The sequence below is a fragment of the Paraburkholderia sp. GAS206C genome, assembly GCF_050435645.1.
In the GTDB taxonomy this organism is placed as follows: Bacteria; Pseudomonadota; Gammaproteobacteria; order Burkholderiales; family Burkholderiaceae; genus Paraburkholderia; species Paraburkholderia phenazinium_B.
Genome location: NZ_JBNDKR010000007.1, coordinates 505,249 through 527,070, shown reverse-complemented (window position 1 = coordinate 527,070; position 21,822 = coordinate 505,249). Strand labels below are relative to the sequence as shown.

Here is a 21,822-nt window from a genome sequence, read left to right as displayed (position 1 = left end):
CTCGCTTGCGCCGGTTAGGCGCAACGTCGAACCTGAGCGGTTAGCAAGACGGTGCAGAGCTTTTGCGGGGGAGTTAGTGTACACCCCGCATGAGTCGTGACGAGTAGCGTTTACCGCCGGTAACCACGGGCGAAACAAGGACCTGGAATGTTGCGGCGCGTCATCGATATGGAGGCGTCCCGCCGCCTCGGCAGGACTTTGCGAAGAGCGTGCCGCGAGTCATTCGAGCGCGGCGCCGCGACGTTCGGGAATCAGGAACAGCGTCGCGAGAATATCGAGCAGATAGATTGAAGCGAGCAACCCTAGAGCCGCGCCGAACGAGTAGCGCGCAGCCAGCGCTCCGACCACGACCGGCCCAAATCCACCGACGGCTCGCCCGATATTGAACAGCACGTTTTGCGCAGTGGCTCGCGCCTCGGTGGGATACAACTCGGAAATCAGCGCACCGTAGCCGCCGATCATGCCGTTGACGAACACCCCCATCACCGCACCGCCGATCAGCAGCGCGAACGGCGTGCTGAGGTGCGCATAGACGAATACCATCACGACTGCGCCGGCCTGGTAAAACAGGAAGGTCGGCTTGCGTCCGAAGCGGTCAGCCGCGATGCCGAAGAGCCAGATGCCGAGCGCCATGCCGAGCACCGTCGCGGAAGTCCACAAACCGGATTTGGTCAGCGAATAGCCGAAGGTCTTCGACAGGTAGCTCGGCAACCAGATCATCAGACCGTAGTAACCGAAATTCTGCACAGAGCAAAGGATCACAACGCCAACGCTCGCGCACGTGGTGCGAGCGTCGGCGATCAGGAGCCGCAATGGCAGCTTGCGCGACGTGGTCCGTTGCCCCGCGCGAGCTACTTGCCGCGCTTGCTCGGCACGTTCGACGAACAACGCCGGTTCCTCGACGCGCCGCCGCACCACGAACGACACCACGGCGGGCGCCAGTCCCAGCGCAAACATGCCGCGCCAGCCGATGACCGGCAACAGCAACGGCGTCAGCAGCGCCGCGGCCAGCACGCCGAGTTGCCAGCCCAACCCCACATACGACGACACTCGCGCTCGCTGCGCCGCGGGCCACGCCTCGGCGACCAGCGTCATGCCAATGCCGAACTCGCCGCCGAGTCCGAGCCCGGCGATGGTCCGGTAAGCCAGCAGATCCGCGTAGCCTTGCGCCAGCGCGCACAGGCCGGTGAAGACGGCGAAGATCAGGATGGTCCACGTGAGCATCCGCACCCGGCCGAAATAGTCGCTCAACACGCCGAAGAGAACGCCGCCCGCCACGGCACCGATCAGCGTCCACGTGACAAGCGAGCCGGCCTGAGTGGACGAGAGGTGAAGGTCGAGGGCGATCACCGGCAACATGAAGCCGAGGATCAACAGATCGAAACCGTCCATCGCGTAACCGAGCACTGCTGCGAGCAGCGCCCGGCCGGCATAGCCACGTTGCGCGGCCGCGCGGGTGGGGGTGGAAGAAGAGGCGACTGTCATCGAAAGCATCCCGTAGGGCACGGCCACGCAGAGGAGATCGGCGCCGCCCGTCCGTGAAAATTCGCGTGAGTGTAATCGGCGCTTGCCCGGGCCACAAGCAAGCCAAAAAGACCGCCGCGCGACACGCGGCGACGCGACCATCGGAGCACCCTTCCCCACCCAAAAGCGTCGTCTCGCCGCTTCCGCTTGCCGCTGCTATCGCTGTCTTTACGGGTTTTCACGCACGACCGGCTCCTCGGACGTGTCCGAATCGGGTAAAATGTCGGCCTACGCGCGTAGCAAAACCGGCCTGCACTCCACTGACCGGCTACGTATTCCGCCCATCAGGCGCGGAACACTCCGCTTGCTGCGCCACCGGGCCAATGCGCCCGCGCCCTCTCGCTCACACCAAGGATCCGCCCATGACAGGCTTCGATCGCCAGACGATCTCCGACACGACCGCCAAGATGCTGCTGGAAGTGCAAGCAGTTCACTTCAACGCGGAAAAACCGTACATCTTCACGTCCGGCTGGGCGAGCCCGGTGTATATCGACTGCCGCAAGCTGATCTCGTATCCGCGCGTGCGCCGCGGCCTGATGGAAATGGCCGAAGCCACCATCCTGCGCGACGTCGGCTACGAGCAGATCGACGCGGTCGCCGGTGGCGAAACCGCCGGCATCCCGTTCGCGGCCTGGCTGTCCGACCGCCTGATGGTGCCAATGCAATACGTGCGCAAGAAGCCAAAGGGTTTCGGCCGCAACGCACAGATCGAAGGTCTGCTGACCGAAGGCCAGCGCGTGCTGCTGGTGGAAGACCTGACCACCGACAGCCGCAGCAAGATCAACTTCATCAACGCGCTGCGCACCGCGGGCGCGACGGTGAACCACTGCTTCGTACTGTTCCACTACAACATCTTCAAGGAAAGCGTGTCGGTGCTGAAAGACATCGACGTCGATCTGCACGCGCTTGCCACCTGGTGGGACGTCCTGCGCATCGCCAAGGAAAAAGGCTACTTCGACACGAAGACGCTCGACGAAGTGGAAAAATTCCTGCACGCGCCGGCTGAGTGGTCGGCCGCGCACGGCGGCGCGACCGCGTCGCCGCAGTAAGCACCAGGTTTCAAGTACGTAGCCCGGGACGGGACCGCCGCTACGCGCTCTGGTCCTAACCCACGCCGCTGGTGGATGCAAAAAAAGCTGCCTGTCTTTCCGACAGGCAGCTTTTTTTATGCCGCTCGCAGGAACACGTCAGGCAACGCGATCACTGATCGCTCAGTTCCCCCGCGGTCCCCGACGACAGATTCGCCAGACCGTTGCTCTGCGCGTACTGAAACAGTTCGGAATCGCGTTCGAGACCGAGTTTGCGCATCGCGGTGTTCTTCTGCGTGCTGATGGTCTTGATGCTGCGGTTCAACTGCTCCGAGATTTCCTTGATCGTCATCCCGGACACGAACAGCCGCACCACTTCCAGTTCGCGCTTCGACAGCATCACCTCGTCGGTCTTGCCGCCGGCGTTCATGCGCAGTGTCTCGAGCGAGGCCTTGACCGATGGACTCATGTATTCGAGATGGCGGCTGACGTGCTGGACCGCGAGCCCGATATGGCTCAGATCGTCCGCCTTGTTGACGACCGAGGTCACGCCGAGTTCGCTGAGGCGCTTGAGCAGCGCGGCGTTCTCGAGCATCGTCAGGACAACGATAGGCAGATTGGGAAAATTGCGGCGCAAGTAACCGATCAGCGGAAGACCGTCACCGTACTGCCCACCGGGCATGGCGAGATCGGTCACGAGCACGTCGCAGGGAACGGTCTGCAGAATCTTCATGAGTTCCGTTGACTGGCGCGCGCGTGCAACAACTTCGATGCCGGGGAATTTAAGCAGCGCTTGCTCTGCGCCGAACAAAATCACTGGGTGATCATCGGCTACAACGACTCTGACTGGTTCTGGCATGGCTCTCCTTCGCTTGATAGCACGCTCTCCGAAACTTCAGCCATGCATCATTCTAAATTCCAGGTTCTAAATTCGTGACTTCCCTTGCGTTGCCGGCCCACGGGCGCAATTCCGCTGACTATAGCTGATTTCACCTGTCCGCGGCCTGTCAGAACGGGCGCTACAAGGCCCCCGCTCAACCAAATGTTAATCTTGATTCGACCGCGGAACACAAAATAGGGACAATAATGATCCTGAGGATGGACGCTCACACCCCTGGCTGCATGGGACCGGCGTAACTGCGCTGCATGGGACCGGAGTACCGCGCTAAAAGCGCGAACTCTGGTTGACAGCTAAAGCGCAGGCGCCGGTCGACAAAGGAGAATAGGCACATGCATTCGCGTTGCCTGGTCGTTTCGCTTGCTTCGCCCCGCTCCAGATCGTCGTCTTTTGCCATTGCGACGCTCAGTCTCGCGCTTGCCGTCGCGCATGGGCCGCGTGCGCTCGCGGACGGGCCCTTTACGTTGACCAGTACCAATTTCCGCGATGGCGGCACGGTCGACACCGCCCAGGTTTTCGATCAGGACGACTGCAAGGGTGCGAACCGCTCGCCGCAGTTATCGTGGCACGATGCGCCTGCAGGCACGCGCAGCTTTGCCGTCACTATCTTCGATCCCGATGCACCCGGTCCCGGCTGGTGGCACTGGGCCGTCGCGGAGATCCCTGCGAATATCGACCGCTTGCCTGAGAATGCGAGCGCGTCAGGCTACATAAAGAAGCTTGGCGCCGTCGAGGCACGCAACGACTTCGAGATCGACGGCTATGGCGGCCCGTGTCCGCCGGCCGGCAAGCCGCATCGCTATGTGATCACCGTGTATGCGCTCAACACGACCGATCTGCGGCTCGCCCAGGGCCGCCCGGCGTTCATGTTCGACCACGAGATCGGCACTGCAACGATCGGTAGTGCAAAAATGGTGGTGAACTACGGGCGCTAAAAGACGCGCCCGCAAAGGCCGCGGCGTTGCGGTTACCCAGGTCCGGCGGATGGCGCAGTATCGCCGCGGCCAAACCCGCCGCCGCGCGCCCGCACCGCTCGTCCTCGTCCTCCCTTCAACTTTCCTGGAGCATCTCATGCCGAAGATCGTCATCGTTTATCACAGCGGATATGGCCATACGAAGAAAGCCGCCGAGGCTGTGCTCGCCGGCGCGCTCGCGGCCGGCGCCGACGCCAGACTGCTCGCAGTGGGCGATGTCGACGATGCCGGCTGGGCCGAACTCGACGCCGCCGACGCCATCATTTTCGGCGCGCCGACCTACATGGGCGGCCCATCGGCCGACTTCAAGAAATTCGCCGACGCCAGCTCGAAGGTGTGGTTCGGCCAGAAGTGGAAAGACAAGATCGCCGCTGGCTTCACCAACTCTGCGACGATGAACGGCGACAAGTTCTCGACCATCCAGTACTTCGTCACGCTGGCGATGCAGCACAGCATGATCTGGGCGGGCACCGGCATGATGCCGGCCAACACCAAGGCGGCGACGCGCGACGACCTGAACTACGTCGGCGGCTCTACGGGTCTGCTCACGCAATCGCCGGCGGATGCCACGCCGGAAGAAGCCCCGCCGCCAGGCGACCTTGAAACGGCCAAGGCATTCGGCGCGCGGGTCGCAGCCGTGACGGCGCGCTGGAGTGCCGCGAAGTAGACGTCTCCCGGTCCGCGGCGGGTGCGAATCCCCCGTCAACGGATTGCATCTGCCGCATAAAACCGTCATCTCAATGTCATTTGCACGGCGCAACGTCGTTTTTCGACGATGTTTGCGCACGCGTGCCGTCGTCAGGTCTTAAAATAGCGTTCCGGCGCAACTCAGCGCCACCGTTTTCCCCGCCGTTTTCCCGTAAGCCAGTGAGAGTGAGATGAGCACGAAAGTATTTGTCGACGGACAGGAAGGCACGACCGGCCTGAAGATTTTCGAATACCTGTCGCAACGCGCCGACGTAGAGATCCTGCGTATCGAAGAAGCGAAGCGCAAGGACATCGAGGAGCGTCGTCGTCTCATCAACGCGTCGGATGTCACGTTCCTGTGCCTGCCCGATGTGGCCTCGCGCGAATCGGCTTCGCTCGTCGCGAACGACCACACCGTGCTGATCGACGCGAGCACGGCGTTTCGCACCAGCGCGGACTGGGCTTACGGCCTGCCGGAGCTAGCGCGCTCGCAACGCGAACGGCTGCGCACGGCCAAACGCATTGCCGTGCCGGGCTGCCACGCATCGGCGTTCGTGCTGGCCATGCGCCCGCTCGTCGAAGCGGGCGTGGTCGCGCCGGAGTTCGCGGCGCACAGCTATTCGATCACCGGCTACAGCGGCGGCGGCAAAAAGATGATTGCCGACTACGAAGCCGGCGGCAACGACCGGCTGAAGAGCCCGCGCCCTTACGCGCTCGGTCTGACGCACAAGCATCTGCCGGAGATGGCAGCGCATACGGGTCTGAAGTCGGCACCGGTATTCACGCCGATCGTCGGCGAGTTCTACAAGGGTCTGGCGGTCACCACCTTCTTCTCGCCCAGCCAGTTGGCGAAGAAAGCCACGCCGCAAGATGTGGTCGCGCTCTTCAGCGAATACTACGCAGGCGAAGCATTCGTGCGCGTCGCTCCGTTCGACGCCGAAGCGAACCTCGACGGTGGCTTCTTCGACGTGCAGGCCAACAACGACACCAATCGCGTCGACCTGTTCGTGTTTGGCAATGAAGAACGCTTCGTCACCGTCGCGCGTCTGGACAATCTGGGCAAGGGCGCATCGGGCGCAGCCATCCAGTGCATGAACCTCGCGATCGGCACCGCCGAAGACAGCGGATTGAAACACTAAGCGCTTCTTTCCCGACGGCGCTTCCACGCCATTCAAGCCAAAAGGCCGGTTTTATAAACCGGCCTTTTGCGTTTTAAATCCCCGCTTGAATATTTCAAATCGCTTGCGAGTAATCGGTACTACTCCCAATTACTTTCGAACCAAATCCGGCCGTTATACATGGATCGGTAAATCGTGCAGAACAGCGAATTAATCTGCATAGATTGCCGCCTAGGGAAACACCCGATTTTTCCACGAACGGTCGTTCGCAGATGATAGAGCCTTTTTGCCCAAAGCCCTGACAGGCAAGCGTGTGCTGCAAAGCAACGCTTCAGCTGCTGCATCCGAAAATTCGTTTTTTGTTTAAAAGGCTCGCAAACCTCACGGTGGCAAGAGTCGCGCGTTTTAGAGGCTGTTTGAATCGACCTTTTTAGACGGTTCAGTCAATTGACAGCCCTTAAACGCGCAGCGAAATTACTTCGCACAATTACACGAAAGGGAGACAGCAGCATGTCGTACGCCATAATTAGAGGCCTTGTACTGGCTATTTTGACCGCCTGCCTGGTGGTCGGGTGTGGTGGCGGCAACGCCAGCAATCCCGCAGCGATCAACACGCCGCAATGTTCCGGATCGAGCTGTCCCACGCAAGGGCCGCCGCCGCAGGGCACGGTCGCTTCGCTCTGTCCTGCGACCGCCGATATCGGCAATACAACGTATTTGGGCGGCGCCGGCAGCGGCGAAGTGGTGAGTCTGAACATCAACGCGACGGCGATGACCTACACGCTGTCGTGGCTCGAATCCCCCATTCCGCTTGCGACGGGCAACGTGACCCCGACCCGCGTGGGTGTGAAGATCACAGGCTCGGTGGCGCATCCGCCTACCGGCGCCTTGCCGACTGCCGAGCAGATACGCTGCGCGTTCATCCTCGAGCCGGGCACGGGCTCTGGACCCAACGGTACCTACAACACCACCGCTGACTTCAACACCGCCAATCCGCCGACGATCTTCATTGGCCAGGGTGTGGCAGGCGGCGGTATTCCGGGCGCCACGATCCAGTTCGCCGGCATATTGGGCCTCGGCGCGGTGGATAACCGTCATTTCGACTTTTATCCGTTCCTCGGCTTCGCCAGCACGACCACGGATATCACGAAGCTGCCGGGCACCTACAACGGCCTCCTCTATCACCTGACGCCTTCTGGTAATTCGGGCAACTATGCAACCGTGGGCACGAACACCATCGAAACCTTCGATGCGACCGGCACCTGCACGTCCACCCAAAGCACCACCGGCTTCTCGCCCAATACGGGCGGCTGCCTCACGACGGGTAACCCATACACGGTCGACGCCAACGGCTATCTCGATAGCACCGAGGCTCCGCAGATCATTGCGCAGACGATACCGACCGGCAAATCGGGCGTCGCGCACATGATCCTCGGCCAGTTGAACGGGGCAACCATCCCGCTCGTGGTGCGCACCGGCAACGTCAATACCAACCTCCTGTCGTTGGCGGTCGACGACGAGTCCGGCATCGCCATGCTCGCTCCGGCCACGGCGCTCGCCTCGGGCGGCTTCGACGGCGGTTATGTCGGCGCGGATTCGAACTTCAACTACACCGCGACGCTCATCAACGGCGCTACGGGCACCTTCGTCAATCCGGCAACCTCGAGCGCCGAAGATGGATTCGCCCTGACCTACGGTGTCGCGGCAAGTCCGGGGCTGGTCAATGTCACCGCCACGACGACCAGCGGCGGCAGCGCTACCGGCTACGCGATCGCTGCGGGCGGCCTGTACGCCATCCTTATCCAGGGTGAGGAAAACAACGGCGTGGCATCGACTTCGGCCATTTCGGGTACAGCGGAAACGCCGTACTTCGGCGTCGGCGCCAACGTCAACAAGTAACGAGACGATCAGATCGAGGGGATGGCCGGACAGGGAGCCGGCCATCGAAAACGAGAACATTCAGGAGGGGGCAGTATGAAATGGAAAATCCTTGCGGCACTGGCATTGACAGCGCCGTTGGTAACGGCGTGCGGCGGTGGCGGCGGCAGCTCGCCGGCGCCGGTGGTCACAGCGCTGTGTCCCACCACGCTTGACTACAACACGGTGTACACCGGAGGCGGCGGCGACGGCGAACTGGTCAAGCTGCAGCTCGATACGACCAAGATGACCTGGCAGATCAGCTACATCGAGTCGCCAATTCCGCAAACCACGGGCACCGTCACCCCGACGCGGGCAGGCACGACCGCCAGCGGCACGTTGACTCCGGTCACGCAATTGCCGACCGCCAAGCTCAACCAGTGCGCCTATCAGCTGAACGGCGCGAGCCTCGACCCGACCCGACCGGCCCGTATCTTCGTCGGCGAAGGCGTGGCAGGCGGCACGATCCCCGGCGCGCAGATCCAGTTTGCCGGTGTGCTCGGCGTAGGCGCCGTGCCCGATACGACGTTCCCGTACTACCCGTTCATCGGCTTTTCGTCGATTGAAACGAACATCGCGAGCCTCGCCGGCACGTATAACCAGCTGGGCTACCACCAGGTTCCCTCGCAGGACTTCCTGCCGGTCTCGGTGGACGCAAAGATCACGATCAACGCCGACGGCACGTGGACTGAGTGCGACAACTCCGGCGTCAATGCCGGCAAGTGCGAGCAACCCGGGACCAACCTCGTACAGTCGGCCGACGGTAGCGGAGCGTTCGAAACCGACAACTTCCAGGGCCAGGCGAAAGCCACGCTCGCCACCACGCCGCAGGCCAAGGGCTTCATGATCGTCGGCCAGCTGCGCGGCCAGCTCGTGCCGATCCTCGTGCGCACCGGCGTCGCCAATCCGGCGGCCTTGCTGGCGGACGACGAATCCGGCATTTCGATTCTCGCGCCGCAAACCGCGGTCGCGGTGAACTCGCAGAACGGTGAGTACATCGGCGTGGACAGCCAGTTCGACTACCGCACCACGGCACTCGAAGGCACCCAGGCCACGTTGCTCGATCCGTTCAATGCGTCGCAGGCGTCGCTCGCAACCGCGCTCAATCTCGACTTCACCGAGGCGATTCCTGGCGAGGTGACGACGACCCAGGTCGGCGCATCGACGGGCACCACGCCGACCGGAAAGATGATCTTCACGGGTGGCGTGTTCGGCTACCTCGACCTGACGACGCCAGCGTCGCCTTACTTCACGATCGGCGCATTCGTCCAGTGATGGACGCAGTGAGCACTGTCACCACGTAACGAGGCGACCGCTCCCCGGCTGCAGCCGCAGCCGGGGTCCGTCCGGAACGCGACGACCACGCGGGAAACCCACCCCGCCGCCGCGCGTAGCAGGAGCGCCCGCTCAGGAGGAACGTCATGAAAAGAATGCTCATCGCGGCGCTGACCGCGTGCCTCTCGCTTAGTGCCCACGCCCAGCAGGCAGGCGACAACGTCGCCGTGCTCGGCTGGTTCCACGTGGCGCCGAAGGACTCCAGTTCGGCGCTCACGACCAATGTCGCACCGACGCCGATCAACACGCCGCTGCGTCTGCCGAACTCGTTCACTTCGGGCGGCACCGGTCTGTCGACCAACAACGCGAACACAGCCGGTCTTGTGATTACCCACTTCTTCACGGACCATATTGCGCTGTCGTCGGTCGCGGGCGTGCCGCCGGTATTCAAGGTTTACGGTCAGGGCACGATCAAGCCGCCGGGGCCGGCCGGCGCACTTGGCAGTCAGAATCTGGGAGACCCGTCGAGCAATCCGATCATCAAGAGTGTGCGCCAATGGAGTCCGGCGGCGATCCTGCAGTACTACTTCGGCCAGCCCACCTCGAAGTTCCGGCCGTTCCTCGGTCTCGGGGTGTCCTACAACTGGTTCTCGGACATTCAGTTGAATCCGAACTTCGTCACCTCGACGCAGAACAACCTTGGCTCGGTGCTCGCCGCGGGCGCCGGCAAGCCGGGGACTACGCAGGTGTCGGCCAAGGCGTCGTCGTCATGGCAACCGGTGTTCAATGCGGGCGCAGAGTACAACATCACGGATCACTGGGGACTGCTGGCTTCGATCACATACATCCCGCTGAAGACGACCTCGTCGGTGATCGTCAAGGCAGCCGACGGCACCGAACTCGCGGTAAGCCGGGCCACGCTGAAGGCAGATCCAATCATCTCGTTCCTCGCCGTTTCGTATAAGTTCTAGTTGGCACGGAGGAAACGCCGCTGCACCAAAACGCAGGACGAAAAAAAGCCCGCCTACGTGGGCGGGCTGAATCCATATCAGAGGAGACATGGAGGAGACAAGGCAAATCATAGCAAAGCGTTTGGTGCGACGCAACATCGGAATTAGGGTTGACCCTCGATGTTGCGTTTATGCAACATCGCACGAAATCCCGGTAGCTACGGCGACGCCCCTGCCACACCCTGCCAGTCCGTACGAAGTCCCTCCTAGCGGCGCACCAGCGCCATCATCGCGCCGAAGCCCACGAACACGCCGCCCGTCAGACGGTTGAACGCCCGCGCCACGTTGCGGCTCTTCAGCCGCGCGCCGATGTGGGTGCCAAAGCCTGCGTAGACCAGATACCAGCTCACCTCGATCACCGCGAAAGTGGCAACCAGAACGCCGAATTGCGGAAGCGTCGGGCGGCTGGCGTCGATGAACTGCGGCAGCAAAGCCGCGGCGAACAGAATCGCCTTCGGATTGCTGCCCGCCACCAGAAAGCCGTTGCGGAACAACGCAAAACGCGAACGCGCCGGTTTCGCGGCGAGTTCATCTGCGCGGTGAGCCACGCCCTCGTCGGCAGGGGCCCGCCAGGCCTTGATGCCGAGATAGACCAGGTAGGCCGCGCCAATCATCCGCAGCGCGTTGAACATGGCTGGCCACGCTTCGAGGAACACGCCCAGTCCCGCCGCCGAGACCGACAGCATCAAAACGAGCGCCGACAGACAACCGGCCATCGTCGCACCCGAGCGGCGCAGCCCGTGCTGTGCGCCATGTGTCATGACGAGCAGCATGTTCGGACCGGGAATGGCGGAAACGACGAAGACGGTGGCAACGTACAGACACCAGGTATGCAGGTTCATGAATGAATGAATGGCACGGTAAAAAATCAGCGGGACAGGCATTATGCCTGCCCCTGCGGCCGCAAGGTGCAGGGGACTTCCGTTGCGACCGCGTTACTACGCCCGCTTCGCGCGCTCAGCGCCCGGCGCGGCGGGCCGACACCTCTCCCAGCACCGCGAAGTCCTTCTCACCGTCACCGTGCGCGATGGCATCGATCAGGTTATCGCGCACCAGACTCCCCACCGGCATTGGCGTCGATACCGCATCGGCGGCGGCCAGCGCCAGACGCACGTCCTTCAGTCCAAGACGCGCCTTGAACAGCGCCGGCTCATAGCGCCGCTCCGCAATCAGCTTGCCGTAGCCCTGATAGACCGGGCCCGTGAACAGGCCCGCGGTGATCACGTCGAGAAAATCCTGCATCGCCACGCCGTGCGCTGTGACGAGGCTCGCCGCCTCGCCGAGCGTTTCGACCGCCGAGGCGAGCATGAAATTGGCAGCGAGCTTCATGACGTTCGCCTGTTGTGGCTGCGAACCGATGCGCCAGGTCTTCTGGCCAATCACGTCGAGCACCGGCTGCACACGCTCGATCGCTTCAGCCGGGCCACCCGCGACGATGGTCAGCTTGCCTGCCGCCGCCACGTCGGGGCGTCCCAGTACGGGCGCGGCGACATAGTGCAGTCCACGCGTTGCATGGGCATGAGCCAGCTCTTCAGCCAGCGCCACGGAAATCGTCGCCATGTTCACGTGAATCAGCCCGCGCGGCGCGTGTTCCAGCAACGTCGCGTCGATCACCTCGCGCAGCGCCGTATCGTCGGCGAGCATCGAAAACACGGCGTCGCCGGTAAATGCCTCGGCGGGCGAACCGACCACCGCCGCACCCTCCGCGACCAGCGGTTGCGCGCGCTCCGGCGAACGGTTCCAGACCCGCACCGTGTGACCCGCTTTCAGCATGTTGCGCACCATGGCGACGCCCATCTCGCCGAGACCGATAAAACCGATGTCCATCTCTCGCTCCACTCTCTCGAAGAGGTGAAAGTAGAGCACAGCGCCGCGAGACGTGCAGCCAGCGCGCAATGCCCCCCCGGTGCCATACTGACGCGATGGTCACCGCGACATTCCGCTTCTATGAGGAGCTGAACGACTTCCTCGCCCGGCCGCTGCGCCGGCGCGCGTTCAGTTGCGCCTGCGCGGATGCCGCCACGGCCAAGCACATGATCGAAGCGCTCGGTGTGCCGCATACGGAAGTCGAATTGATCCTGGTGAACGGCGAATCGGTTGGCTTCGAGCGTCAGCTGGCGGACGGCGACCGCGTGGCGGTTTATCCGAAGTTCGAGGCACTCGACATCCAGCCGCTGCTGCGCGTGCGCGAACACCCATTGCGTGTGACGCGCTTTATCGCCGATGCTCACCTCGGCGGCCTCGCGCAACTGCTGCGGCTAGCCGGCTTCGACACGCTCTACGACAACCACTACCCCGACGCCGACATCGAAGTGCTGGCCGCCGCCGAACAGCGCATCGTGCTGACCCGTGACCGCGAATTGCTCAAGCGGCGCACGATCACCCACGGCTGCTATGTCCGCACGCTCAAACCCAAGGCGCAATTGCGCGAGATTTTCGACCGGCTCGATCTGGCCGGCAGCGCCCGTCCGTTTCGCTTGTGCCTGACCTGCAACGTTCCGCTGCGGCGTATTCCCAAAGATGAGGTGGCAGGCCGCGCGCCCGAAGGCGTGCTCGAACGCCACAGCCAGTTCGTCACCTGCGACGTATGCCGGCGCGTGTTCTGGGAGGGCACTCATTGGCAGCGCATGCGAGCGTTAATGGACAGCATGGCGAATGAGCGCGCCTGAGCTGACCCACGACGTTCGACTCCGCTGGAACCCGTGTCCGGCTGGCAGGCCAGCGCGGATGCGTACAATGCGGGATTCCCTACCCTGCTGAGGCTTTCCGAATGCCGATGAAAAAAACCGACCTTGAGAAGAACAAGGCCCTCAAACTGACCAATTCCATGAAGCTGGCGACCGCCGACCGCTTCGACAAAGGCTCCGCCGCTACGCCCGTGCTCGATCGCCGCGAACAACGCAAGCTCGACCAGGCGCAGGGACTCGTGCCTTTTGCGTGCAAGCTCAACGCGGAACTCGTCGAGCAACTGAAGGAACGCGCAGCTACGCATCCGGAAGGCATGACGGGCCTCCTGACCGAAGTGATCCGCCGCGGTCTGCCAGCAGACGCGTCGTAAAATCTCACCGGTCTGCTGCGCTGAGTTCAGTTCAGTTCATTTCATTTCAGCAACTGAACCGCGCAGGACAAGATCCGCGACATCCCTGAAAAACGCCCGTTCATGCCGCTACCTAAACCAGGTTGCGTAGCAGGCTGGCGGTTTCCTGGAGCGTCGGCAAGACCCGATGCAAAGCGGCATTGGCCGACTCCTGGCCGATCGGCATGCTGACGCTGATCGCCGCCACCACCGAGCCGTGCCGGTCGCGCAACGGCACCGCGACTCCGCGCATACCCAGCTCGAGCTGTTGATCCGTGACGACGTAGCCGTTGCGGCGCACCTCGCCCAGCACCTCGCGAAGCTGCTCGATGGTGGAGTAGGTTTGTGGCGTGAAAACCTTGATTTCGTACGACGCGAGCCATCGTTCGATGACCTCCGGCGTCTGAAACGCGAGCAGCACCAGGCCCGCCGACGACAACGGCGCCGCCGCCCGCGACCCCAGCACGAAGCCGACCGCCATCGCCCGGTTCACGCCATTACGGGCCACGTAGACCACATCGTGTTCGTCGAGAATCGCGACCAGCGCGGTTTCCTGCAGCGTCGCCGTGATCCGCTGCAGGAACGGCTGCACGGTGCGCGGCAAGCGCGCCGAGTCCAGATAGGATTGACCGAGGCGCAGCACGCGCGGCGCAAGCCAGAACAGCTTGCCGTCGGTATCCACGTAGCCGAGTTCGCGCAGCGTCAGCAGGTAGCGGCGCGCCGCCGTTCGCGACAGGCCCGCGCGCGCTGCGACCATCGTTGGCGTCATGCGCGCATGTTCCTCGTCAAACGCTTCGATGATCGCCAGCGCTTTGGCCGCGCCGGCGATCCAGTCCTTGTCATCCATGGTTTCCGCCTGATGTCCGCCGGGCGCCGTCCTGCAAACAGGTCAACGCGATTGCGCGATTATCGCGCGAGACATCCAGTAACGGCTGTTTGAAAATCCCAGGCTTTCACTCACCAGGATTGGGCGAATCCGAACCGCTCGGCCAGGTTCTCCTGCGCGGCCTTCCGGTTGTCGGCAGTAGGCGGAAACACGCACCAGCAACCGTCATCGTGCCGGAAGAAAAACAGACTCCGGTCACCCTCCGCCAAGGCAGTTTCGACGCGTACATAGCGTCTGCCGCCCGCGCGCGTGCGGCTGAATTCGGTGACACGAATGGGATTCGACGGAGCCGGCGCCAGCCACTTCTCGACCAGAAAGCGCAGGGATTGTTCGCAGGCAGCTCTCATGACCGTCTCCACGAGCGTTCGTCCTGGGCGGCGTCCCGCGTGTCGTCGACACTATCGCTGTCTTCCGTGGACGGCTCGTCGGCTTCAGCAGCGGCCAGTTCGATGGCCCGGCTGGTCGCCGCGGCCCGCAGCGTACTGCAATGAGTAGCGTGTCTGATGTCCGAGAGTAGACGGACAAGCTGTCGTGCTGATCTGCGTTTCATCGAACACCCCCGCACTGCACCAGTAACTTGAGAAAGCACTTTAACTTTATGCCTCGATGGCGCACCGCTGTGAGGTTTTTGACTAAATAGCAACAGTCACGATCAAACTCGTGCGCGCCGGGCGTCTGCGCCGCCCGACCTCAATGTGCGCGCATTGGCGCAGTGCGGTATGTGCGCTGGCGACCGCAACGCGTTGATGGGACTGGCGACTGGCCGGGCGGCACCTGATTCGGAACCGCACCGCAGTGACACCGGTTAAACGGCGCGCCGGCGACAATCTTGAAGGGGGAGAAATACGGAGTGGTGCCCGGGACTCTGCGGCCGTACGCGCCAGGAAAAAGCGCGCGGGGCAAAAAACTCAGCCCCGATCAACCGATTACCAGCACCGCGCGTTCTTATGGGCTGACGCTCGGCGCACTGGCTGGCGGCGTCAAATCCGGGCGGCCCAGAATGTCCGGTTCCACAGACGATACAGGAGCCACCGGCGTGCCAGATGCACCCGGCGTGTTCAATGCGCTCGCAGGCGGGGCCACCACCCGGTTGGCCGCCATCATTGGCGCCGGCACGATCGGTACGGGCGCAGCCGTGGTCACCGTCGAGGCGGCGGGAAGCGGCGTGCTTGTCACCACGCTCGACTTGACAGGGTCAGTGCGCACGACCGTCTTCAGATAGTGATCGACGAGCCCGAAGAAGCGATCGTAGAACTTGCCCGACGGAATCGTCTCGCTGGAGATTTTCACCATCTCGTCGTTGTTCGAGCGGATCGGCAACGACACCGAACCGATGATGCTCAGGCCGACGCTCGCCGACGTATCGCTTTTCTTCATCGCAAAGCCGTCCTGGACCGCATTCACGTAGACGATGCTCGTGTCGCTGGCTTCTTCACCCGGCGTGCAAACGACGTGAAACTCCACCATCACGTGCGAATCGCCGGTGGGCTGGAAGTTCTTGGTGCCGTCGACGGTATCGGGATGCGTCAATGTCGTCATGTAGCCCTGGCTCAGCAGCGCGCGACGCGCGGCTTCGCAGGTGTCGGCGGTGCTAGCGTTGAAATTGCGGGCGAAGGGGCTCGCGCCCGTATCGAACTGTTCCTGCTGGAATTTCGGTTGTGACGAGCTTGAACAGGCGGCAAGCCCGAGCAGCCCAAACAGCGAGGCTACGGTAGCTTTAGAAAATGAGGTACGCATGATTCCGGAAGGCAGACTACTTAACGTCGAATGGCATGCATTGTAGAGCGGTTGCCTGACAGAGCGAAAACAACCGGCAAAGCGCGTAACACGTTGAAACAAAAAGGTTTGTAGGCTTTCCGTCAGCGCGGTGTGCGGCGCGTGCCGCTCGGGGCGATGTCAGAATGACCAGTGGTCCGACCGAGGTGGCCGCGCGGTCATCGGAATGCCTCGTGCGCCTCGGGGCGACGCGGCTTGCCCGACCGGTAAGGTCAGGTCATCGGATCAGGGCGCCGCCGAAGCCGTGCCAGCGGCCGACAGACCGATCGAAGACGAACCCGGCACCGCGCTTGCCGAAGGAATGTAGAACGTGCGAGCACCACCAACGGATGTGGCGCAGTCGGCCGCGTGGCCGTCGCATGCTGCGTCGTCCACGGCCGAACGCACCGCTCCGCCCTGTTCGGCGACAACCGGCGCAAACGTCTCGACCCGTGTGCTCACCATCTGCGCGTAAGCCATCGAACCGCCGTAGCTCTTCAACGCGAGACTCATATTGCCGCCGGCCGATTGCATGTAACCGTGCAGAATGGCAGAGCCCGCCTCGATATTGGCGGTCGGCTCGGTCAGGTCTTTGACGTTGCGCAGTAGCCCGCGGTGGGCGGCCGGTACGACCTGCATCAGGCCGGTGGCGCCGCGCGGGCCTTTGGCTTTTTCCTTAAACCGGGATTCGATCGAGATGATCGCCAGCAGAAGCGCCGGCGGCAGCGAGTACTTGGCTGCGGCAGACTGAACGGCGGAAGAGATTTGCTCGGCCTTCGCCTTGGCGAGGCCGAACTTTTGCGTCAGATATTCCGAGATACGGTCGTGGTCGCTCTCTTCGGCCATCGTGCTCTGCATGAAACAAAGCGACAGCATGATCAGACAAAGTAGTCGGCTCATGAGCGGATAACGTTCGAGAGGAGAAGGTCGTATTATACCGATGCTCGAAAAAGAGGCAGCAAATCTTCAGAACATACGGAAAAATACTAATCCGGGCCGGAACGTGCAGCGCCAGATCCGGTAGATATTGCAGCGGTATTGATTCTCGGGGCCACGGCCCTATGTGTTGGTGTTGATCAACGACGGCAATCAGAGAGGCATGAACAAACCCGAATTCTCCGAGCCTGATAGCGCGCGTCCCGACCTGTTGTGCTTCCTGGTCGCGATTGCTGCCGCGTCGTACGCGTTGACTAACGAATGGCGCGTGGACCATGTGGTCCAATGCTGCCGTCAGTGGCTCGACAAGAACCGGCTGAAAATGCACTGGCTCGACCGGGTGCGGATCGGCCAGCTGGCACTGAAGATCGCCAGCAAAGACCTGCTGGATGCAGGTGTCGCGGTTCGCCTGTCGAGCGTGAATGCGCTGTTCACCAGCGAGATGGAACTCAACGAGGCGAGCACCATGGTGCAAAGGATGATGGCGCTGTGTTACGAAGCGCTTTGAGCCATTTCAACCGCTCAGTGCTCGACGAGGGGTCGGCCTTTACGCAGACTACCGAAGAGCGTGCATGGCCCCACGTCACGTCCGCCCTTCTTTTCGCATCCGCTTGGCTTCGTACATGGCCTGATCGGCCCGATCGATGAGGGTAGTCATCTCGACGCCGTCATCTGGAAGTACGGCTGCGCCGACACTGATATCGAGGTCGAGCACGCGCCCCTCGAACTCGAACGGCTCACGCACCTGTTCAACCATGCGCATGCCAAGCCGCTCGGCGTCGGCCTTCGAATGGATACCGGGCAAGATGACGGCGAATTCGTCGCCGCCCACGCGCGCCACCGTGTCCGAACGCCGCGCCGTCATGTGCATGCGATCGGCGGCTGCCTTGATCGCCGCATCGCCTGCCCGGTGGCCGTAACGGTCGTTGATGGGTTTCAGGTCGTTGAGGTCGAGATTCAGAATGCCGAGCGGTTCCGAAGAACGTTGAGCGAGATGAATCGCCTGCCGCAGCCGGTCGTAAAACAGCGCACGGTTCGGCAACCCTGTCAGCGCGTCACGCGTAGCCAGAAGATAAAGCTCGCTGGTCTCGTGCTTCGCCGCATGAAACATCGCGGCGGCAATCAGTTCGGACATCAGTTCGAGCGCGCGAATGTCGCCGTCAGTGAACGCGTCCGCCGCTGCGCCCACAACCTTCAGCACACCCACCGTCGTATCCATATGCCTGAGCGGCGTGACGATCATCGAGCGCAGGCCGACTCGCCGGCAAGCCTCCCGGTCGACGCGCGCGTCGATTTCCGAGTCGACACATCGTAGGATCTCGCCGCTCTCGACGCACAGACCGGACAGGCTGCCATTACGCTTGAGCCGCAAACCCAGCAGCGTGGCAGCGATGCCCGAGCTCGCCCGGTAGACCATTTCATCGCCCTCAGCAAGCTCGAGGACGGCGCCGTCGGCGTGCGTCAGTTGCTGAACCCGCTCGGTGACGAAACTCATGACGCCGCCAAGATCGAGTCCCAGTTTGGCGATCTCTGTCTGCGCTCTGACGATCGCGAGAAGCGTTTCGCTGCTGGGAACAGCGTCACTGAAGGCTCTCTGCAAGGTTCTCTCCGACGGGCAAGTTACCGGGACACATTCTACGGGACAAAAAATTGGCGAAGTGACCGCTACGCTGGCGACAAACAGCCAAACTTGCCCCAGTGCGCTTCGGTGAATAGAGTGCATCGTCTTCCACGAATGCCAAAGCGGGTTGGTGTAGGGATGTATTGAAAATAACCTAGGGATTTGCTGTTTTTGACGTACCCGCTCCCCATTTCGCAGACTTTCGGTTTCGTGTATTTTGGCGGCAGCTTCGCCTTTCTTTCTGACGTTGGGGATCGTCTTGTTTCTGCAAGAAAACGAAGGAACACACGCGTGAGCCTTGACGAATACTACGGACGACTGGGCTTGCCAAATACTGCCTCGCCTGCGGAGATAAAGCGGGCGCATCGGCGCTTGCGGGCGAAGTACCACCCCGACCGCAACAAAGGCGCGGAGTCCAACGTCGAGCCGGCATTCAAGCTGGTTCAGGAGGCGTTCGAGATTCTCACGGGCGAGCGCGAAGCGCCACCGCACATGCGCACGCGCGCACATGACGCGGCTCGCAATGCAGCTCATCAACAGCAGGAACACACGGCAGGGGCAGGACACAACGAACGGACCGCGAGGTCTGCATCGGGGCGAGCGGGCGCGTATGGGCCGAATCGCGGACCGCTGCCCATGCGCGGAGCAAACCGGCTCACCCAGCTATACGTACCTGTCGAAGTGGCGTTGAACGGTGGCGAAGCCGCGACCCGCTATGAAGTCACTAAAACCTGCCATCGATGCCGGGGCAAAGGCTTCCAGTCCACGGTCGCGCTGTGTTCAGGCTGCGGCGGGTGGGGTCAGACAGGCGACGGCATGCGTTGCGGCACCTGCTCCGGTGGAGGACGTACTACGAGCAAGCATTCGTGCCCGTCGTGCGACGGCACGGGGACGCAAAGCTACTGGAACTCGGACACCGTCGCAGTCCCTCCTGGCGCATGGGATGGTCAGAGACTCGTCGTGGCGGGCGGCGGATTTCCAGGTGTGAACGGTGGCGCTGCCGGCGACGCGATCTTCTCGATCGCGGTTGTATGTGGCGCCGACTTTACGCGTGAAGGACTGAACCTGAGCGGAGAACTGCAGGTCGATTTTGTGACTGCGACGCTTGGAGGGTCCATCGAAGCAAAGGTGCTCGGGCGCGATCTGCGCATTACGGTTCTGCCGAACTCGCAGCAAGGAAGCATTATCCGTCTCCCGGCGCGCGGATTATCGGACAAGGCAGGAAATCAGGGCGATCTGCGGCTTCGCATCGCGCTTGCCATGCCCACGGCCGCGACGCATTTAACAGATGAGCAACGTCAGGCTTTTCAGGAGATGTTTGCGGATGCGGCGCGCCGTGGTGCGCCGGATAGCTCGGACAGCTGACATTCGCGCTGCCTTGTATCCCGCTTCACGCGCTGCAATGCGGTAACGATGGGCGGCGACCGCCTTCAATGACGCTCCAGATACGTTCCTCGGTGGCACCCATGAATCGTCTGGCGATAACAGCCTGACATTCATCGCAGCGGTAGTGCTCAAGTGCGAGCGTACCGTTGCACTCGGCCACGCCGATCAACGTCACACCATCCTGACGTTGAGTATCAACCGGGCATCCGTCAATGTCGGCACATCTTTCGCAGACTTCCATGGCGCCTCCGGAATCAAATGACCAATCCACTGGCTAGCGTCTGCTTACTTCGCTCAAAAGAGGCCCGCATGGCGCGGGCCAAATTGATGCACCCGCAGAGGAGACAACACGGGCAGATTCAGTATCCGGCTCCGCGCAAGGCGGGCGCAACAGCAAAAAAATAAATAAAAAAGGGCTTGAAGCCGGTGTTCACTGTGTTTCAGTCGCGTTTCGGCGTCCGGTCACTACCCGGCCTGCCTGAGGGTAACGGCGAGGCACGCCACTTGCTTAGCAGTAACCCATTCCCGGCAAACCGGCTGGAGATCCTTAAGGAATCCGTCCGGTTCACGCTTTGTGCCCGTCTGAACGGGCGGTCTCACGACCGGAATGCTTGTTCGCCGCTAGCGCGGATTCTGCCCATCAGGAGGTAAATATGGACCCGGTCTCACATGGCATCATTTTCTGGCTAATTATCGGAGGCATTGCTGGTGCCTTGGCGGGGCGCATCGTCGACGGTGGCGGCTTCGGCATCGTCGTCGACATCATTGTCGGGATTGTCGGCGCCTTCATAGGTGGATGGCTTGGCGGAGCGCTCGGCCTGCATCTGGGCGGCGGCATTATCGGCTCGCTGATAACGGCGCTCATTGGCGCAGTTATCTTGCTCTTCATTATTCGTCTTTTCAGTCGCGGCCGAGCGAGTTCGCTCTAGTAACGGCTTTTTGAAGAGTCCGACCTGGACCGGGCGCGCCGTCTGCGCCGGTCCAGGCGACAAGCCCGCAGGGCTCATCAGCCCAGTGCGGCTCGCTCAGACGCTAAAGCGTCTGAATGCCCAGGATAATCACTGCAGCGATCGAGGACATGAAAATCACCGCTCCGATCGTGCGTCTGCGGTTCAGTTCGGTCCACAAAATCACACCGGTCAACGACAGCAGAATCATGCTACCGGCCATCGAATCGGCAAGCAGAATCCAGCCGACGCCCGCCCCCGTCGAGCGATGCAAACCTTCGAGCGTCGCAACGAGGCCTTGATCGCGCCGTTCGACGCTAACAAACGTGCCGCCCTTCCAGTAGTCCGCACTGACGAGATAGTTCGGCGCGTTGAAGCGCACCTCCCAATGCTCCGGTTGAATGACCGACTGATCGCCCCACGTGACTGGGCCGGACGGATCACGCGTGACGCGCTCCGCGGGCCGGTCGAGTTTCAGTTCGGTACGCAGCCAGCCGGCCAGTTCGCGCGGCGTCCTGAACTGCGCCGCATCCACAGGCATCTGTACGGTCGAAACGACCGGACCGCCGACCTTGATCTTCATCGTCGCGCGATGATTCTGCAAAAAACCGGTCACCCCGAACAGCAGACCCAGCACCGCACCCCACAGACCGATCCAGCCGTGCACCTTGCGCAGCCATTTGAGAAAGGTGCTGCGAAACGAACGCGAGCCGCTGGCGCGGGATCGAGGCCGGTCTTTGAATTCCGTATCTGCGCCGGTACGGGTCGCGAGGTCGTTCATCGG

At 62.3% G+C, this 21,822-nt stretch carries 24 protein-coding genes; 12 read left to right on the top strand and 12 right to left on the bottom strand.

What is annotated here, in order from left to right; translation table 11 throughout:
• Positions 1-219: 219 nt before the first annotated feature.
• Positions 220-1,485, bottom strand: coding sequence for an MFS transporter (locus tag P3T20_RS22110; RefSeq protein WP_074262732.1), 1,266 nt, complete (start codon positions 1,483-1,485; stop codon positions 220-222).
• Between the two features lie 401 nt (positions 1,486-1,886).
• Between P3T20_RS22110 and P3T20_RS22105 the strand changes: the two genes are divergently transcribed.
• The gene (locus tag P3T20_RS22105) at positions 1,887-2,573 is read left to right on the top strand and encodes an orotate phosphoribosyltransferase (protein WP_074262733.1); all 687 of its coding nucleotides are present in this window, start codon (positions 1,887-1,889) and stop codon (positions 2,571-2,573) included.
• A gap of 151 nt (positions 2,574-2,724) precedes the next feature.
• Here P3T20_RS22105 and P3T20_RS22100 read toward each other — a convergent pair whose 3' ends face one another.
• Positions 2,725-3,411 carry a response regulator gene (locus P3T20_RS22100; protein ID WP_074262734.1) on the bottom strand — a complete coding sequence of 229 codons (687 nt, stop codon included), beginning with the start codon at positions 3,409-3,411 and terminating at the stop codon, positions 2,725-2,727.
• A gap of 371 nt (positions 3,412-3,782) precedes the next feature.
• On the opposite strand from P3T20_RS22100, the gene P3T20_RS22095 reads away from it, so the two are divergent.
• The 6 genes from P3T20_RS22095 (at position 3,783) to P3T20_RS22070 (ending at position 10,392) form a co-directional block, all read left to right on the top strand.
• Complete coding sequence (locus P3T20_RS22095; protein ID WP_074262735.1) at positions 3,783-4,385, top strand: YbhB/YbcL family Raf kinase inhibitor-like protein; 603 nt, start codon at positions 3,783-3,785, stop codon at positions 4,383-4,385.
• Positions 4,386-4,521: 136 nt separating this feature from the next.
• Positions 4,522-5,091, top strand: a complete 570-nt coding sequence (locus tag P3T20_RS22090; protein ID WP_074262736.1) for a flavodoxin family protein — start codon at positions 4,522-4,524, stop codon at positions 5,089-5,091.
• Positions 5,092-5,302: 211 nt separating this feature from the next.
• Positions 5,303-6,250, top strand: coding sequence for an N-acetyl-gamma-glutamyl-phosphate reductase (gene argC, locus P3T20_RS22085; protein ID WP_429287807.1), 948 nt, complete (start codon positions 5,303-5,305; stop codon positions 6,248-6,250).
• A gap of 489 nt (positions 6,251-6,739) precedes the next feature.
• The gene (locus P3T20_RS22080) at positions 6,740-8,128 is read left to right on the top strand and encodes a DUF2957 domain-containing protein (RefSeq protein WP_429287806.1); all 1,389 of its coding nucleotides are present in this window, start codon (positions 6,740-6,742) and stop codon (positions 8,126-8,128) included.
• 75 nt (positions 8,129-8,203) lie between these two features.
• Positions 8,204-9,421: a DUF2957 domain-containing protein gene (locus P3T20_RS22075; protein WP_074262739.1), complete on the top strand. Its 1,218-nt coding sequence runs from the start codon at positions 8,204-8,206 to the stop codon at positions 9,419-9,421.
• A 146-nt stretch (positions 9,422-9,567) separates the two neighbouring features.
• Positions 9,568-10,392: an OmpW/AlkL family protein gene (locus tag P3T20_RS22070; RefSeq protein ID WP_074262740.1), complete on the top strand. Its 825-nt coding sequence runs from the start codon at positions 9,568-9,570 to the stop codon at positions 10,390-10,392.
• Between the two features lie 245 nt (positions 10,393-10,637).
• Here P3T20_RS22070 and P3T20_RS22065 read toward each other — a convergent pair whose 3' ends face one another.
• Entirely contained in the window at positions 10,638-11,273 is a 636-nt protein-coding gene (locus P3T20_RS22065; protein ID WP_429287805.1) for a LysE family translocator, read from the bottom strand.
• 115 nt (positions 11,274-11,388) lie between these two features.
• A complete protein-coding gene (locus tag P3T20_RS22060; protein ID WP_429287804.1) occupies positions 11,389-12,258 on the bottom strand; it encodes an NAD(P)-dependent oxidoreductase in 870 nt (289 codons plus the stop codon).
• Between the two features lie 95 nt (positions 12,259-12,353).
• On the opposite strand from P3T20_RS22060, the gene P3T20_RS22055 reads away from it, so the two are divergent.
• Both P3T20_RS22055 and P3T20_RS22050 read left to right on the top strand, forming a co-directional pair.
• A complete protein-coding gene (locus P3T20_RS22055) occupies positions 12,354-13,100 on the top strand; it encodes a Mut7-C RNAse domain-containing protein (protein WP_429287803.1) in 747 nt (248 codons plus the stop codon).
• Between the two features lie 101 nt (positions 13,101-13,201).
• Complete coding sequence (locus P3T20_RS22050) at positions 13,202-13,489, top strand: hypothetical protein (protein WP_429287802.1); 288 nt, start codon at positions 13,202-13,204, stop codon at positions 13,487-13,489.
• A 112-nt stretch (positions 13,490-13,601) separates the two neighbouring features.
• Here the strand turns inward: P3T20_RS22050 and P3T20_RS22045 are convergent, their stop codons facing one another.
• The 5 genes from P3T20_RS22045 to P3T20_RS22025 form a co-directional block, all read right to left on the bottom strand.
• Entirely contained in the window at positions 13,602-14,354 is a 753-nt protein-coding gene (locus P3T20_RS22045; RefSeq protein ID WP_074262745.1) for an IclR family transcriptional regulator domain-containing protein, read from the bottom strand.
• A 110-nt stretch (positions 14,355-14,464) separates the two neighbouring features.
• A complete protein-coding gene (locus tag P3T20_RS22040; protein ID WP_074262746.1) occupies positions 14,465-14,740 on the bottom strand; it encodes a hypothetical protein in 276 nt (91 codons plus the stop codon).
• Complete coding sequence (locus P3T20_RS22035; RefSeq protein ID WP_429287801.1) at positions 14,737-14,943, bottom strand: hypothetical protein; 207 nt, start codon at positions 14,941-14,943, stop codon at positions 14,737-14,739. Before P3T20_RS22035 ends, P3T20_RS22040 begins: the two co-directional genes overlap by 4 nt.
• Positions 14,944-15,338: 395 nt before the next feature.
• Positions 15,339-16,130: a DUF2242 domain-containing protein gene (locus P3T20_RS22030; protein WP_429287800.1), complete on the bottom strand. Its 792-nt coding sequence runs from the start codon at positions 16,128-16,130 to the stop codon at positions 15,339-15,341.
• A 264-nt stretch (positions 16,131-16,394) separates the two neighbouring features.
• Positions 16,395-17,048: a lytic transglycosylase domain-containing protein gene (locus P3T20_RS22025; RefSeq protein WP_429287799.1), complete on the bottom strand. Its 654-nt coding sequence runs from the start codon at positions 17,046-17,048 to the stop codon at positions 16,395-16,397.
• A gap of 199 nt (positions 17,049-17,247) precedes the next feature.
• On the opposite strand from P3T20_RS22025, the gene P3T20_RS22020 reads away from it, so the two are divergent.
• On the top strand, positions 17,248-17,592 hold the full coding sequence (locus P3T20_RS22020) for a hypothetical protein (protein ID WP_429287798.1): 345 nt from the start codon (positions 17,248-17,250) through the stop codon (positions 17,590-17,592).
• Positions 17,593-17,667: 75 nt separating this feature from the next.
• On the opposite strand, the gene P3T20_RS22015 is transcribed toward P3T20_RS22020, so the two are convergent.
• A complete protein-coding gene (locus P3T20_RS22015; protein WP_254368718.1) occupies positions 17,668-18,684 on the bottom strand; it encodes a sensor domain-containing diguanylate cyclase in 1,017 nt (338 codons plus the stop codon).
• A 312-nt stretch (positions 18,685-18,996) separates the two neighbouring features.
• Here P3T20_RS22015 and P3T20_RS22010 point away from each other — a divergent pair, with 312 nt between their 5' ends.
• Positions 18,997-20,070: a DnaJ C-terminal domain-containing protein gene (locus tag P3T20_RS22010; RefSeq protein WP_429287797.1), complete on the top strand. Its 1,074-nt coding sequence runs from the start codon at positions 18,997-18,999 to the stop codon at positions 20,068-20,070.
• A 25-nt stretch (positions 20,071-20,095) separates the two neighbouring features.
• Here the strand turns inward: P3T20_RS22010 and P3T20_RS22005 are convergent, their stop codons facing one another.
• On the bottom strand, positions 20,096-20,332 hold the full coding sequence (locus tag P3T20_RS22005) for a hypothetical protein (RefSeq protein ID WP_074262750.1): 237 nt from the start codon (positions 20,330-20,332) through the stop codon (positions 20,096-20,098).
• A 412-nt stretch (positions 20,333-20,744) separates the two neighbouring features.
• Between P3T20_RS22005 and P3T20_RS22000 the strand changes: the two genes are divergently transcribed.
• On the top strand, positions 20,745-21,020 hold the full coding sequence (locus P3T20_RS22000) for a GlsB/YeaQ/YmgE family stress response membrane protein (RefSeq protein WP_074262751.1): 276 nt from the start codon (positions 20,745-20,747) through the stop codon (positions 21,018-21,020).
• Positions 21,021-21,123: 103 nt separating this feature from the next.
• On the opposite strand, the gene P3T20_RS21995 is transcribed toward P3T20_RS22000, so the two are convergent.
• The gene (locus P3T20_RS21995; protein WP_429287796.1) at positions 21,124-21,819 is read right to left on the bottom strand and encodes a PepSY-associated TM helix domain-containing protein; all 696 of its coding nucleotides are present in this window, start codon (positions 21,817-21,819) and stop codon (positions 21,124-21,126) included.
• Between the last annotated feature and the right edge of the window lie 3 nt (positions 21,820-21,822).